Raw genomic sequence first — 14,177 nt, 5'->3', positions numbered from 1 at the left:
GGAGGCGGCACGTAGCCTGCACACGAGCGGGCTATCGGATTACGGACTCGGACCAAGGATGAGGAGATGAACCATCCGCAGGGCGCGCAGTCGCCCGACGACCCACCGCAGGACCCGGCGCAACCGCAGTACCCGATGTGGCTCCAGCTGCTACCCACTCCCGCCGGACCGCTGAGCTCACGGAAAGCCAAGGCCGGTTTGGTCATCGCGCTGGTCACGGTGCTCGGCATCGTGGTCGCGGCGGCGATCACCGCGGCCGCGCTGCTCACCGCCGAGGGGAAGGGGCCGTTCGCCGCCGACGACAAGCGCATCGAACTGGCCATCCACGATTTCTACAATACGTTGGGCGCGAACGGTTTCCAGGCCGCCGCGGCAAAGGCCTGCGCGGCCGATCGCGCGGATTTCGCCGCGCTGCCCGAACAGCAGCGTCGCCAGTTCGCCGCCACGAAAGTCGACGTGACCATCGATAGAATCGACAACATCGTGATCACCGGCAACAAGGCGACCGCGCACATCACCGGTAGGTTGACCTTGACCATGCCGGGGCAGGAACCCGACACCGACACCGCAACCAACGAGCGCCTCACGAAGGAAGATGGAACGTGGAAGGTCTGTTCCGGACAGTCGAGCAAGAACTGATCCGCGAGCTATGAGCTGCTGCGGACCGTCCCGGCGCACGGTTCTCGGCGCCATCGGCCTCGCGGCAACGCTTCCGATGCTGAATACGGGAAGGGGTGGCGCACAGGCGAATCCGCTCTTCGCCACGGACCTCGAGGTGGTCACGATCACCGATACCTCGGTGATCATCACCTGGACGACCTGCTCCCCCGACGCCGCGGGCCGCCCCCTGCCCGCCGACGCCGACGCCGAGGTGTTGCTCGGCCCCGCCGACGGACTCGGGCCGCTCGTACAGGTCTATTACGACGCCGCCCCGACCCCGTACCACTACGCCGAAATCTACGGTCTCGAACCCGGGCGCACATACCGATTCGAGGCCAGGTCGCGGGGCGTCCGCGCGACGCCCGCGCTCAATCTCGTCTCCGGAGCTCCCGGAACACCCGAATCCACTGGGGAATTCACCACTTTGACCCCGCCGCCCGGGCGGCTGCTGCACACCATCGCGCTCAGCAACGACGTGCACTACGGCGAGACCATCAGCGGCATCATCGCGGACGGCCTACCGCCGGGTTTCAGCCAGGACGTGCCGCCGTATCCGGAGGTGATGCTGGCCGCGCTGCTCGACGACGCGCGCGCCCGTGGCGCCGAAAGGTTGCTTGTCGCAGGCGATCTCACCGCCGAGGCAACACCGGAACAGTCGCGGGCGGTGCGCGCCCGGCTCGATTCCTGGGGCGTGCTCGGCCGCGACTATCTGGTCGCGCGCGGCAATCACGACCGGCCGCACATCGGCGCCGACTACGCGGGCTGCCCCGTATACGCGGGCGACCACCGGGACTGCTGGGGCGAACAATTCCTGCCGCGGCAGGAACTCACCGAACATACGCTCGGCGAGCTGCGCATCATCGGTTTGGACACCAGCCAGCTCGACGGCTCCGGCGGCAGCATCGAACGCCCGCAGCTGGATCGGCTCGGCGAAATCCTGCGCGCCGATCCGGACCGCCCGACCGTGGTATTCGGCCATCACCCGGTGACCGCCGAATCCGGTCTCACCAATATCGCGGGCCCCGCTTTCGTACTCGACGCGCCGACCAGCGCCGAACTACAGGGCATGTACGAGCGAGCGCCCGGGGTATTTCTCCAGCACAGCGGCCACACCCATCGCAATCGGCGCACCAGGCCGGATGCGAACTGCGCCGTCGAATTCCTGGAAGTGGCGGCGGTCAAGGAGTATCCGGGCGGCTACTCGCTGCTGCGCGTCTACGAGGGCGGATATATGGTCAACTTCTACAAGACCCGCAGCCCGGGCGCCCGGCTCTGGAGCACGACCACCCGCGGCGAATATTACGGGTTCTACCCGGATTACACGCTCGGCACCTGCGCCGATCGCAACCACGCCGTATCACGGGATTTCTCCGGCCTCGTCTGAAATGCGAGCGGCCCCGGACCGACGGGAGGACATCCATCGGTCCGGGGCCCTGCCCGGCAGCGCACCCGTAAATTGGAGCGAGCGGCGGGAATTGAACCCGCGTAAACGGCTTTGCAGACCGTTGCCTCAACCACTCAGCCACGCCCGCTTGCATCCAATTCGCGACGGAGACGGTGACTTTCGGAATTTCACCGTCGCGTCGTGTGATAGATCTTGCCGAATTCGCCCCGGCGCGCCCATCGTTGCGCTCACCGTGATCCGAAGCAGCGTGCAATGATCGGAATATGTCTCGGCCACGCCCACTTCCGTTGGATCCCATCGCGGAGGCGCATCGTCAGTGGAGCGGCCACGGCTGGGGCGACGTGGCCGACGGCATGGCCGCCGTCACCTCACTGGTGCGTGCCCAGCAAATCGTGATGGCTCGGGTGGACGAGGCCTTGAAACCGACCGGGCTCACCTTCTCCCGGTACGAATTGCTCATGCTGCTGAGCTTCAGCAAAACCGGCGCCCTGCCGATGGCGAAGGCCAGCGCGCGGCTACAGGTCCATCCGACCAGCGTCACCAACACTGTCGACCGATTGGAGGCGGCGGCACTGGTGCGCCGGGTGCCGCACCCCAGCGACCGCCGCGCTACACTTATCGAAATCACCGACGCCGGAAGGAAATTGGTGGCACAGGCCACCGAGCGCCTGAATGCCGAGGTGTTCTCGACGCCGGGTCTGCCGCCGGACCGACTGCGGACACTGCTGCAATTGCTCGCGGAGTTCCGGCACGCGGCGGGCGACTTCGACGCGGGCGAACGGACGGTCCGCTGGGCCGCCGACGGCTAGCGCCGGTTCCCCTACGCTATCGAGACGACCAGCCGGTAACGGTCCGGCATCCAACTAGCGAATTCCCCGCGCGGTCGCCTTGGCAGCGAAGGGGAAAAGGTCCACCATGGAGTCCATGGTGCTGGTCCTGGGGGTGTCGGCGGGCGCTGGTGGCGCACGCGCGATGCTCACGCATTCCGATCAGCCCCACCTCCCCCCGATCGATCGGTGCCAGGTGCCGCGCCGGGCCGGCGGCGGCGTCGAAGAACCGGTTTTCGAGGCGATCCGCCGAATGAGCGCATCCGCCGAACGCCGCGACGAACTCATCACCTCCACCGCCGTCACCTGCCGCTGCACCCTGCACGCCGAGGCCATCCGGGCGACGGCCGGCCGCACCCGCCTGACCATCGTCGACGAGCCGCTCGCCCAACTGCGCTATCTCCGATTCACCGGCCTACTGCCGGACAGCGGTTCGGTAATCCTCTACGACCTGGGCAGTTCCGGTCTCACCGTGACGCACGCCGACTGCCGCACCGACACCGTGCTCGCCGGACGCCGCAGCACGGTACTCGGCGGCGACGGCTATGACGCGCTGCTGCGCTGGCAGCTGGCCCGCGGCGGCGTGCTCACCGACAAGATCACCAGCCGCAGGCACCGTGAGGCGCTCAGCAATGCCAGGGTGGTCACCGCGATGGACACCGTCTCCGGCGGCCGGGCCGTGGTCACCCGCAGCGACCTGGCCGAACTGTGCGCGGCGGGTATTCACCACTCGGCGTCGTTCGTGCGGCAGATCATCGAGGAGTCCGGGGTGCAGCCGGAGGCGATGGTGTTGCTCGGTGGCTGCACCCGCAGCCCGAGCATCCGGGAAGCGCTCGCCGAGCTGGTCGATCTGCCGATGATCTACGACCCGGAACCTGAATATGTTTCAGCGCGCGGCGCGGTGCTGCTGGCGGCCGAGCGCCCGATGGGTGACGTGCGGATGGCCCGGGCCAGGGTCGGCGCCGCGCTGCGCGCACCCGGCCCGATGGACCGGCGCAAGGTGCTCGCGGCCGTCGCGGTGACGCTGGCGCTCGGCGCGACCATCGCGGGATTGCTTGCGATGGATCGCAGTTCGGCGCAACCGGCCGAGACCGGCAGCACGCCGACCCCGGTCCGGATCGCGGGCACGCCGAGCGACACCGTCACCAAATAGTTCCCGTTGTGCCGGAACAGGATTCGCTCAGCGGTTGGTGAACTTCGCCGGACGCTTCTCGACGAAGGCGGACATGCCTTCCTTCTGGTCCTCGATGGCGAACAGCGAATGGAACACCCGCCGCTCGAACCGAAGTCCTTCCGCCAGTGTGGTTTCGAAGGACCGGTTCACCGACTCCTTGGCAATCATGGTGACCGGCAAGGACATCGACGCGATGGTCTCGGCCACCTCCAGCGCGGTGTCGAGCAATTTGTCGGCGGGCACGATCCGGGAGACCAGCCCGGCGCGCTCGGCCTCATCGGCGTCCATATTGCGGCCGGTCAGCACCAGGTCCATCGCCTTGGCCTTGCCGATGGCGCGGGTCAACCGCTGCGAGCCGCCGATGCCCGGGATCACGCCGAGCTTGATCTCCGGCTGACCGAATTTCGCGGTATCGGCGGCGATCAGGATGTCGCAGATCATGGCCAGCTCACAGCCGCCGCCGAGCGCGTAACCCGCGACGGCGGCGATGGTCGGCTTGCGGAACTGGGCCAGCCGGTCCCAGCGGGCGAAGAAATCGTTCATGAACATGTCCATGTACGACTTGGGCTGCATCTCCTTGATATCGGCGCCCGCGGCGAAGGCCCGCTCCGAGCCGGTGATCACCACGGCGCCGATCTCGTCGTCGTGCTCCAGCTCGTCCAGCGCGGCGATGACATCGTCGAGGACCTGGGCGTTCAGGGCATTGAGCGCCTTCGGGCGGTTCAGCGTGATCCAGCCGACCCGGCCCTTGCGCTCCAGCAGAATCGTTTCGAACTCGGGCACTAGACACCTTCTCGATCGGAGCGGTCACGGATGTCCGTCACGATAGCGGAGAAGTCCCGGCCAGCATCGGTCTGGTTGAACCGGTTGTAGATCTCCGCCGCGAGCAGGCCGAGTTGGCCGTCGATACCGTTGTCGCGCAACGCGTTTGCCGCCAGGCCGAGATCCTTGTTCATCAGCGCGGTGGCGAAACCCGGCCGGTAGTCGTTGTTGGCCGGGCTGGCCGGGACCGGGCCGGGGACCGGACAGTAGCTGGTGAGCGCCCAGCTCTGGCCCGACGCGGTGGAGACGACATCGAAGAAGGACTGATGGCTCAGGCCCAGCTTCTCGCCGAGCACCAGGGCCTCGGACAGGCCGATCATGGAGATGCCGAGCAGCATGTTGTTGCAGATCTTCGCGGCCTGGCCGACGCCGGAACCGCCGCAGTGCACCACCTTGGCGCCCATCACCTCCAGCACCGGCAGCGCAGCGGCGAAATCCGCGGCGCCGCCGCCGACCATGAAGGTCAGCGTGCCCGCCGCCGCACCCGCGACACCGCCGGAGACCGGTGCGTCGAGGGCGCGGTGGCCCGCGCCGATGGCCAGCACCGCGGCGGCCTTGGCGTCGGCGACATCGATGGTGGAGCAGTCGATGAAAAGGGTGTCCGGCGCGGCCGCCGGGAGCAGTTCGGCATAGACGTCGAGCACGAGTTTTCCGTTGGGCAGCATGGTGATCACGAGATCGCGATCGCGCGCCGCCGCGGCGGCCGAATCCACAACGGTCGCACCGTCTTTGCGCGCCTGCTCCTGCGCGGCGGGCACCGGGTCGAATGCGAGCACGTCGTGGCCCGCCTTGATCAGGTTCGCCGCCATCGGCGCGCCCATATGTCCGAGGCCGAGAAAACCGATTTTCAGCCCACGCGATGCCGTCATTTTCTACCTTCCGGAGCAACCAAACCCAGTTCTTTGTCGCCTAACGCGGCGAAGTACGTGTCCACCTCGGCGTCGGTCACCTCGGCCAGGCTTGCCGGGGACCACCGCGGGTTGCGATCCTTGTCCACCACCTGGGCGCGGATACCCTCGACCAGATCGTGCGAGGCGAGCGCGGCGATGGATACCCGGTATTCCTCGTTCAGCACCGACTCCAGGTCGGTCAGGCCACGGGCGGCTCGCAGGGAGCGCAGCGTAACCTTCAGCGCCACCGGCGATTTCCCGAGAATCTCCGATGCGGCCTTCGCCGCCTCCGGCGCGCCGTCGGCCCGCAGCCGCGCGAGGATCTCCGCCACCGAATCGGCCGAGTAGCAGGCGTCGATCCACTGCTGCTGCGCGACCAGCTCGGATTCCGGCGCCGCCGAGGCGAATTTGGCGATGGCGATCTCGGCCGTCTCGGTGCGCAGCGTATCCAGCAGGGCCGGAATATGTTCCGACGCGACGAAATAGTCGGCGAAACCGGCGGCGATGGCATCGCCCGCGCCCATCCGCGCGGTGGTGAGCGCGATGTGCGTGCCGAGCTCGCCCGGCGCGCGCGAAAGCAGATAGGTGCCACCGACATCCGGGACGAAACCGATGCCGACCTCCGGCATGCCGACCTTGGATCGCTCGGTGACGATGCGGTGGCTGCCGTGGCCGGAGAGCCCGACGCCGCCGCCCATCACGATGCCGTCCATCACCGCGATATACGGTTTGGGATAGCGTCCGATGAGCGCGTTGAGGATGTACTCGTCGCGCCAGAAGCGGCCGGTCGGCGAATCCGGGCCGGCGACACCGGATTTCGCGTCGGTGTGGATGGCGACGATATCGCCGCCAGCGCACAGGCCACGCTCCCCCGCGCCGACGACCGCGACCGTGCGGATCGCTTCGTCGTCGGCCCACTCCCGCAGCGCGTGCGTGATCGCAAGCGCCATCGGATGATTCAGCGCATTGATGGCCTTCGGGCGATTCAGGGTGATGAGCCCGAGCCCATCGCGCCGTTCGATCAAGACTTCCGGTTCGCTCACTACGCCGCTCCTACCACCGAGCGGGCGACTACCACCCGCATGATTTCGTTGGTGCCCTCGAGAATCTGGTGCACCCGCAGATCCCGGACGATCTTCTCCAGGCCGTATTCGGCCAGATAGCCGTAGCCGCCGTGCAATTGCAGCGCCTTGTTCGCGACCTCGAAACCCGCGTCGGTCGCGAAACGCTTCGCCATCGCGCACAGCTCGACCTTGTCGGGCGCGTCGGCGTCCAGCGCCGCGGCGGCCCGCCACAGCAGCGTCCTGGCCGCCTCCAATTCGGTTCGCATATCCGCCAATTCGAATTGCAACGCCTGATTCTTCAACAGCGGTTTGCCGAAGGCGTTGCGCCCGGCCAGATACGGCACCGTCCGGTCGAGCGCCGCCTGCGCGCCGCCGACCGAGCAGGCGGCGATATTCAGCCGCCCGCCGTTGAGGCCGTTCATCGCGATGCGGAAGCCGTCGCCCGGATTGCCGAGCAGGTTGGCGGCGGGCACGCGCGCGTCCTCGAAGATCACCTGCCGGGTCGGCTGTGCGTTCCAGCCCATCTTCTTCTCGTTGGCGCCGTATGAGATTCCGGGTGTATCGGCCGGGACGATGAACGCCGAGATGCCGCGCGAACCGGCCGCGCCGGTGCGCGCCATCACCACGTAGACATCGGTGCTGCCCGCACCCGAGATGAATTGCTTCGCGCCGTTGAAGATGTAGTCGTCACCGTCGCGAACGGCCCTGGTGCTCAGGGCCGCTGCGTCGGAACCGACACCTGGTTCGGTGAGCGCGTAGCTGCCGAGCGCGTCCATCGCGGTGAGCCGAGGCAGCCAGCGGTTGCGTTGGCCGTCGTCGCCGTACCGATCGATCATCCACGTCGCCATGTTGTGTATCGAGATGTAGGCGGCGATGGCCGGGCAGCCGGTGGCCAGCTGCTCGAAGATGCGGACCGCGTCCAGCCTGCGCAGGCCGGAGCCGCCGACATCTTCGCGCACATAGATGCCGCCGAGGCCGAGCGGACCCGCCTTGCGTAGCACGTCTACCGGAAAGTGTTTGCGCTCATCCCATTCCAGCGCGTTCGGGGCGAGGAACTCGTCCGCGAAACCACGCGCGGTATCGCGGATGGCGCGTTCGTCGTCGTCGAGGGCGAACATTCGTCAGTCCATCGTCGGGATGACGAAGGCATTGCTCTCCTTGCGACCGGAGGGCCAACGTTGCGTCACCGTCTTGGTTTTCGTGTAGAAGCGGATCGAATCCGGGCCGTGCTGGTTCAGATCGCCGAAGCCGGAACGCTTCCAGCCGCCGAAGGTGTGGTAGGCGATCGGCACCGGGATCGGCACGTTGATGCCGACCATGCCGACCTGCACCCTGGCCGCGAAATCGCGGGCGGTATCGCCGTCGCGGGTGAAAATCGCCACGCCGTTGCCGTATTCGTGCTCGTTGGCCAGGCGCAGCCCCTCCTCGTAGGTCGCGGCGCGGACCACGCTGAGCACGGGACCGAAGATCTCGTCCCGGTAGATCCGCATATCGGGGGTGACCCTGTCGAAAAGCGTTGCGCCGACGAAGTATCCGTTCTCGCCGCCGTCGACGGTCAGGCCGCGGCCGTCCACCACCAGTTCGGCGCCCTCGTCAATGCCGAGCTGGACATAGCCGTTCACCCGGTCGACGCCGTCCCGACCCACCAGCGGGCCGAAATCGGCGCCCGGATCGTCGGAGCGGCCGATGTTCAGCTTGTGCACGCGTTCGGTCAGCTTGGCCACCAGGCGATCCGCGGTCTCCGCGCCGACCGGGACCGCCACCGAAATGGCCATGCACCGCTCGCCGGCGGAACCGTAACCGGCGCCGATCAATTGGTCGGCGACATCGTCGAGGTCGGCGTCCGGCATGACGATGGCGTGGTTCTTCGCGCCGCCGAAACACTGGGCGCGCTTGCCGTTCGCGGTCGCGGTCTCGTAGATGTACTGGGCGATCGGCGTCGAGCCGACGAAGCCGACGGCCTTGACCCGCGGATCGTTCAGCAGCGCGTCGACGGCCGTCTTGTCGCCGTTGACCACGTTGAAGACGCCCGCGGGCAGCCCCGCCTCGAGAAACAACTCGGCCAGCCGCAGCGGCACCGATGGGTCGCGCTCGGAAGGCTTGAGCACGAACGCGTTTCCGCAGGCCAGCGCCGGACCCGCCTTCCACAGCGGGATCATCGCCGGGAAGTTGAACGGGGTGATACCCGCGACGACGCCGAGCGGCTGACGCATCGAGTACACGTCGATGCCGGTGCCCGCGCTCTCGGTGTACTCACCCTTGAGCAGATGCGGGATACCGGCGGCGAACTCCACCACCTCCAGCCCACGCTGGATATCGCCCTTGGCGTCCGCGATGGTCTTGCCGTGCTCCGAAGACAGCAGCGCCGCAAGGGAATCCATCTCGTCCTGCACCAGCGTCAGGAACTTCATCAGCACCCTGGCCCGCTTCTGCGGATTGAACGCGGCCCACACCTGCTGCGCCGCTTCGGCATTCGCGACCGCCGCCGCCACCTCGTCCGCACTCGCCAGCGGCACCCTGGCCTGCACCTGGCCGATATTGGGGTCGAACACATCCCCGAAGTCGCCGGAGGTCCCCGGTACATGCTGTCCACCGATGAAGTGGGTGAGTTCGCGAACCATGCCAGTCCTTTCCTGGGTATCTACGGAGATCCTATAGTTGGATGTCCTAGTAAATGGGGATTGTGATCCATCCCACGGTCTGTGGGTTGCGAGTGATCGGCGGGTCCCGGTGCGGGTCGCGCCGCTACGACGACTGGATCGCCCCAGGTAGGCGGCTGGTTACGCCAGCAAGCGGCGCTCCTGCCCCAGGCCGGACGACCTGGATTGGCCGTCACCCGTTCAGCCAACGAGGCACGCCGAACCCCGTCCCTATAGTCCGCACCTTCTACATCGTGTGCACGGTTCGCAGCCGAGGTGCGACGACCTCATTCACCTTTGAACGCATAGGTAAACCGTTCGCGCACAGCGATTGGCTTTTCGCGCTGGCTATTGCATGCGCGGGAAGCCGAAACCCGCGCGGGAACAGCGTCATCCGGGGTGGGAACCGGAACGCCCCATGCCAACGCACCACGCGCCTACCTTGGCGATTCGGTCGTCGTAGCGACGCGACCACTCGCTCGGCGCGCCGACACCTCCGAACTCGGCCCGTCGAGTCGAAGCACCGCACACCAACATCTCAGGTCACCTCTAATTCGAAACACGCAGCCGATGGCGTCGGCCGATTCGCGCCGAGAGTCCAGGCCGGACTACTCCTCGGGGCCGAGTTCGACGACCGTTCCCGGGTGTGCGAGGGATGCGACGGTGATCCGGCCGCCTTTGGCCTGCTCGATGACCTGACCCTGCCAGGCGACGAAGCATGAGGCGATTTCGCTGTTGTACGCACGGTTCAGCACCGGGGCCAGCACCTTGGCCAGATCGCCCTCGGCGGCGATGAGCTGGTCGCGGTACGGGCCGTAGTACGGCAGGATGGCTTGCAGGACAATGGCTTCCACGCCCTGCACATTGGCGATGATCGGGTCGAGCACCGGCTGGTACCGCGCGATAACGGGTGCGATCTCCGCGAGCACCGGGCCCGCCAATTGCAGAATCGGTTGGTACACCGAGCCCAGCGCGAATGCTTCCGAGGAGAACGGGCCCGCCAGCGGGGCCAGGCCGATGAGCGAGGCCAATCCGCCCTGCTGTTTCGGGGCGGGCCAGCCGAGCGGGCACGGCGGCTGGGTGTTGGCGGGGGCGGCGGCGAATGGTCCGGATGCGCCGGGTGAGGTATTCAGCGGGACAGCGTTGTTCGGCGCTCCCGGCGATGTGCCCAGCGGCACCGCATTGCTCGGCGCACCGGGCGAGGTCCCCAGCGGCACAGCGCTACTCGGGACACCGGAACCGGGGGCGATCGCCACCGCGGCGGGTGCGCCGTGCGGGGCCGCGGCGGGCGCGGCAGGGGCGGGCGCAGCGGGAACGGGTTTCGGTTGACTGGGCGGTGTGCCCGGAACCTGTTGGGCCGGAGCGGTATTCGCGGGCACATCGGCCGCCCGCTCCTGCGTGACCACCACGGTGGCGACCTGATCGCCGTGGCGGACGGTCAGCGCGGTGACCGCGACGGCGCTGCCGACGACGGTGAGCGCGGCCACCGCACGGATGGCCGCGACCAGCGCCGGGCGCCGGGTGGTGCTGGAAGTCATCGGACCGTACTCCTTAATTCGTCGGTGGCACAGACTGTTTCGGGGCGGCCGCAGCGGGTTCGAAGATGCCCTCCAGATGCCAGACGCCGGTGAAACCGTTGAACGGTCCGCCGACGATCAGGCTGGTCCACTGCAGCGTGAAGCGCCGAGACCCGGGGTCGTAGCTGCCGGTGGCGGAGGGTCCTTGGGCGGCATCGGATTTCGGCTTGTCGAACCACTGCTGCGCGACCCAGTCCCAGACCTTCTGCACCTGTTCGGCGCCCGCCACCTGCGCGGCCTGTTTCTCCGGCGGTTTGGGCGCGCCCTGGTTGAATTCCTGGTCGTTCCAGGACGCCGCCCAGGACGAGAGGTCGGCGGTGAGCTTGCCGTTATCGTTCACCACGGTCGGTGGCGGCACCCGCCGCTGGGTCTGCGGATCGGTCGGGTTGGTGGATATCCCGAACTCGACGGCGAAGAACTTGGTGGGTTTGGTTATCGAAGCCGAAAGCGAATTACCTTCGGCGAAACCGGGTTTGGGTTCGCTCTGATATCCGCCGATGCGCAGGCCGCCCGCGGTGCCCGGTTCGAGCAACGTCGTCGCGCCGCCCTGCGCGGGCGAGTCACCGTTGGGCATGTACGGGCCGTGCTCCGGTGTGCCACCCGGCTGCACCATCCGGAACCAGGTGCCGCTCACCGTATCTCCGGATACCGCACCCGGCGTGAACCGCAGCAGCCCGATCAACTGTTCCGGCCCGGAGGGAGCGGGCGTGTCTTTCGCGCACCCGGTCACCAACAATCCCACCACGAGAAGAACGCCGCATATCGCCCGCCGGACACCCTGCCCGGACCGGCGAGAACGAAGCCGCCTCGCCGAGCGCCCAGTTTCCGAAAGAGGCTGTCCGCCATTCGGTAGCGCGGTCTCCGAGCGACCATTTCCCTCCGCGTGAGGACCCGCACCGAAATTCGGCCCCACTACGGCGCTGCGTCGACGACTGGCTCTGCCGCTCACTGTGATTCACCTCCGCTAACAATCCGGCGCTGTCTGAGCCCCGCGGTCGCGAGCACGAGGACGAGCGCGCCCGGAATCAGGTAGAACCAGCCGATGCCGCGAAACGCCGTGAACCCCAGCGACTTTGTCGAATCATTCAGCGCGACGACGGCATCGAAATTGTCGACGTTGTCGTTCATCGCACCGATCAGCGCCGCGAAGCGGGAAGTCATCGGCTGCCAGTCGGATTCGAGTGCGGTGATGCCCGCCAGCTCGGCATCGGGGTGGGCGGTGCGGACGGCGGCGGTGAACCTGCTGTTCAGCTCGCCGTCGGCCGCGACCAGGGTGACGAAGTAACCCTGGACCTTGCGCACCTCCGACTGGGTGAGGATCGACCGGAACCCATCGATCAGCGGTTGCGCGGCGGGCGCCGCCGGGAAGAGCCGCCCGGCGAACGGCACCGCGATCAGGATGAGCGCACCGAATACGGCCACCGCCCGCCATACCGTGGTCCGCCGCCCGGCACCCGCACGCCGCAAGCCCAGGATTCCCGCACCGGCGATGACCAGACCCGGCAGCGCGAGCAGCCAGGGCAGTGATCCGAAAGGTGCTGTAGCCGAAAGTTTTTCGTAATTACCCCGATTGGCGTCGATCGTGTCGATCATCGCGGACATATCGGAATCGATCGCCGGATACTCACGGACGAAGGTATCGATTCGCTCGTAATGCCCCGGCACCTGATTACGCGCTTGCAGCGCAAGGACATTCGTGCGCGCGTCGGCCAACACCCGCAGGTCGGCGCGATAACCATCGATGCTCGGCTGCGTCACATACGGCCGGAACGCATCGATCATGGCCTCACCCCTGACCGCGCGCGGGAACATCGCGGTCACGATCGGCGGCACCACCAGCAGCGCGCCCAGCACGATGAGCACGAGAAAGGGCCAGCGCGTACCTGCCCGCGCGGGTGCGCGCTCGACGCTCGACACATAGTCGGCGTATGCGGGAAGCCCGGATGCCGACGGCGGGGCCGTCATTCGCGATTCCGGCCGACGAGCCGGTCGGCGTTGAAGAAGACGCCCGCCGCCACCACCGCGACGATGAGCAGCAGCGGCACCAACCACACCGGCGCGCCGTCCTCGGGCGGCACCGAGACCGTCTTGGTCGCCAACACCGGATCGGCCTGTTTGGGCTGGTTCACCGATTGGGCCAGCAGCGGCACGGCCTGCGCCGGAGCCGGACCGGGCACATCGGCCGCGGGCGCGGCCGGACCAGCAGGCACTCCGGGCGCGGCCGGGCCAACAGCCGCCGGACCAGCAGGTGCCCCGGGCGCTGCCGGGCCAGCCGGAGCCGCAGGCGGATTCGCGATGGGCTGTGCCGCGGGCGCGGCCTGCGCGCCCCGATACTGCCCGGCCAGATGCCACAGCCCGGTGAAGTTGTTGAACGGACCGCCGACGATCTGGCTCGTCCACTCGATGACGAAATTCCCCGCGCCGTCGATGGTTCCGCCGAGCCTGCTGGTCTTGCCGGGCAGTCCGCCGCCGGGTTTCGGGGAGCCCTGGTTGAACACCTGGTTATTCCAGGTGACGCCGAGGCTGCTCAGGTCGCCGGACAGCTGCCCGCTGTCGCTGAACAGCTGCGGCAGCCCGGTCGCCGCACCGGTCTGCGGGTCGGTCGGGTTGGTCGCGGTGGCGAAGTCGACGCCGTAGAACCGGACCGGCGTTGTCACCCGCCCGGATTGCGCATTGCCCGCCGCGTCGAACGCGGCCGCGGGTTGCGGCTGATAATCGCCGCTGACCAGGCCGCCGTCGGTGCCTGCCGCCAGCGGCGTCACCGTCTGGTCGCCGCAGCGGGAATCGCTGTTCTGCAGGTAGGGCCCGTTCGCGTCGCCGGTCGGCAGAATCATCCGGAAGAAGCTTCCGGTCACCACGCCGTTTCCGCAAACTCCTGGCGCGAGCGCGAACAGGCCGTTGAGCGGGGTGGGTTCGGCATGTGCGAGCGGTGCGGCCAGACCGGTAATGCCGAGCGCGGCGCACGCGGCCACCAGCCGAAAGGAGAGTCGCCCCATGGTGATCGACCTTCTGATTCGAGACAGCGGACGGATAAGGGGTTTTTCGGGAAAGCACACTTATCGCAACTCGAGTCCCGCGGAATGTCGCGAGTTGTCGTCAGGCTGAGTGAAACCCGTGTC

13 protein-coding genes and 1 tRNA gene are annotated in these 14,177 nt (G+C 67.6%); 4 read left to right on the top strand and 10 right to left on the bottom strand.

Annotated features, from left to right (window positions below; translation table 11 throughout):
• Positions 1-66 precede the first annotated feature (66 nt).
• Positions 67-639: a hypothetical protein gene (locus F5544_RS07265; RefSeq protein WP_167472467.1), complete on the top strand. Its 573-nt coding sequence runs from the start codon at positions 67-69 to the stop codon at positions 637-639.
• A 10-nt stretch (positions 640-649) separates the two neighbouring features.
• Positions 650-2,044, top strand: a complete 1,395-nt coding sequence (locus tag F5544_RS07260) for a metallophosphoesterase (RefSeq protein ID WP_167472466.1) — start codon at positions 650-652, stop codon at positions 2,042-2,044.
• Positions 2,045-2,117: 73 nt separating this feature from the next.
• Here the strand turns inward: F5544_RS07260 and F5544_RS07255 are convergent.
• A tRNA-Cys gene (locus F5544_RS07255) sits at positions 2,118-2,192 on the bottom strand.
• Positions 2,193-2,328: 136 nt separating this feature from the next.
• On the opposite strand from F5544_RS07255, the gene F5544_RS07250 reads away from it, so the two are divergent.
• Together F5544_RS07250 and F5544_RS07245 are read left to right on the top strand one after the other, a co-directional pair.
• On the top strand, positions 2,329-2,874 hold the full coding sequence (locus tag F5544_RS07250; RefSeq protein ID WP_167472465.1) for a MarR family winged helix-turn-helix transcriptional regulator: 546 nt from the start codon (positions 2,329-2,331) through the stop codon (positions 2,872-2,874).
• 115 nt (positions 2,875-2,989) lie between these two features.
• Positions 2,990-4,045: an Hsp70 family protein gene (locus tag F5544_RS07245; RefSeq protein WP_167472464.1), complete on the top strand. Its 1,056-nt coding sequence runs from the start codon at positions 2,990-2,992 to the stop codon at positions 4,043-4,045.
• 27 nt (positions 4,046-4,072) lie between these two features.
• On the opposite strand, the gene F5544_RS07240 is transcribed toward F5544_RS07245, so the two are convergent.
• The 9 genes from F5544_RS07240 to F5544_RS07200 all read right to left on the bottom strand — a co-directional run bounded on the left by F5544_RS07240 (position 4,073) and on the right by F5544_RS07200 (position 14,054).
• Entirely contained in the window at positions 4,073-4,849 is a 777-nt protein-coding gene (locus tag F5544_RS07240) for an enoyl-CoA hydratase (RefSeq protein ID WP_167472463.1), read from the bottom strand.
• Positions 4,849-5,757: a 3-hydroxyisobutyrate dehydrogenase gene (gene mmsB / locus F5544_RS07235; RefSeq protein ID WP_167472462.1), complete on the bottom strand. Its 909-nt coding sequence runs from the start codon at positions 5,755-5,757 to the stop codon at positions 4,849-4,851. Before mmsB ends, F5544_RS07240 begins: the two co-directional genes overlap by 1 nt.
• The gene (locus F5544_RS07230) at positions 5,754-6,821 is read right to left on the bottom strand and encodes an enoyl-CoA hydratase/isomerase family protein (protein WP_167472461.1); all 1,068 of its coding nucleotides are present in this window, start codon (positions 6,819-6,821) and stop codon (positions 5,754-5,756) included. The genes mmsB and F5544_RS07230 overlap by 4 nt, the downstream gene beginning before the upstream one ends.
• Entirely contained in the window at positions 6,821-7,960 is a 1,140-nt protein-coding gene (locus tag F5544_RS07225) for an acyl-CoA dehydrogenase family protein (RefSeq protein WP_167472460.1), read from the bottom strand. Before F5544_RS07225 ends, F5544_RS07230 begins: the two co-directional genes overlap by 1 nt.
• Before the next feature lie 3 nt (positions 7,961-7,963).
• On the bottom strand, positions 7,964-9,463 hold the full coding sequence (locus F5544_RS07220) for a CoA-acylating methylmalonate-semialdehyde dehydrogenase (RefSeq protein WP_167472459.1): 1,500 nt from the start codon (positions 9,461-9,463) through the stop codon (positions 7,964-7,966).
• A gap of 626 nt (positions 9,464-10,089) precedes the next feature.
• On the bottom strand, positions 10,090-11,019 hold the full coding sequence (locus tag F5544_RS07215) for a hypothetical protein (protein ID WP_167472458.1): 930 nt from the start codon (positions 11,017-11,019) through the stop codon (positions 10,090-10,092).
• Between the two features lie 13 nt (positions 11,020-11,032).
• Positions 11,033-11,791: a hypothetical protein gene (locus F5544_RS07210; protein WP_428847165.1), complete on the bottom strand. Its 759-nt coding sequence runs from the start codon at positions 11,789-11,791 to the stop codon at positions 11,033-11,035.
• A gap of 212 nt (positions 11,792-12,003) precedes the next feature.
• On the bottom strand, positions 12,004-13,023 hold the full coding sequence (locus F5544_RS07205; RefSeq protein WP_167472457.1) for a hypothetical protein: 1,020 nt from the start codon (positions 13,021-13,023) through the stop codon (positions 12,004-12,006).
• Positions 13,020-14,054, bottom strand: a complete 1,035-nt coding sequence (locus F5544_RS07200) for a hypothetical protein (protein ID WP_167472456.1) — start codon at positions 14,052-14,054, stop codon at positions 13,020-13,022. The genes F5544_RS07205 and F5544_RS07200 overlap by 4 nt, the downstream gene beginning before the upstream one ends.
• Between the last annotated feature and the right edge of the window lie 123 nt (positions 14,055-14,177).

It is taken from the genome of Nocardia arthritidis (assembly GCF_011801145.1).
GTDB classification, from domain to species: domain Bacteria; phylum Actinomycetota; class Actinomycetes; order Mycobacteriales; family Mycobacteriaceae; genus Nocardia; species Nocardia arthritidis_A.
Note: the sequence above shows the minus strand (reverse complement) of the source record. Positions and strands in the feature narration are given on the sequence as shown.

Excerpts from the sequence above, each read along its gene's own strand:
- F5544_RS07265 (WP_167472467.1), top strand. The coding sequence starts at position 67 with ATGAACCATCCGCAGGGCGCGCAGTCGCCCGACGACCCACCGCAGGAC.
- F5544_RS07260 (WP_167472466.1), top strand. The coding sequence starts at position 650 with ATGAGCTGCTGCGGACCGTCCCGGCGCACGGTTCTCGGCGCCATCGGC.
- F5544_RS07250 (WP_167472465.1), top strand. The coding sequence starts at position 2,329 with ATGTCTCGGCCACGCCCACTTCCGTTGGATCCCATCGCGGAGGCGCAT.
- F5544_RS07245 (WP_167472464.1), top strand. The coding sequence starts at position 2,990 with ATGGTGCTGGTCCTGGGGGTGTCGGCGGGCGCTGGTGGCGCACGCGCG.
- mmsB (WP_167472462.1), bottom strand. The coding sequence starts at position 5,757 with ATGACGGCATCGCGTGGGCTGAAAATCGGTTTTCTCGGCCTCGGACAT.
- F5544_RS07225 (WP_167472460.1), bottom strand. The coding sequence starts at position 7,960 with ATGTTCGCCCTCGACGACGACGAACGCGCCATCCGCGATACCGCGCGT.
- F5544_RS07220 (WP_167472459.1), bottom strand. The coding sequence starts at position 9,463 with ATGGTTCGCGAACTCACCCACTTCATCGGTGGACAGCATGTACCGGGG.
- F5544_RS07215 (WP_167472458.1), bottom strand. The coding sequence starts at position 11,019 with ATGACTTCCAGCACCACCCGGCGCCCGGCGCTGGTCGCGGCCATCCGT.
- F5544_RS07205 (WP_167472457.1), bottom strand. The coding sequence starts at position 13,023 with ATGACGGCCCCGCCGTCGGCATCCGGGCTTCCCGCATACGCCGACTAT.
- F5544_RS07200 (WP_167472456.1), bottom strand. The coding sequence starts at position 14,054 with ATGGGGCGACTCTCCTTTCGGCTGGTGGCCGCGTGCGCCGCGCTCGGC.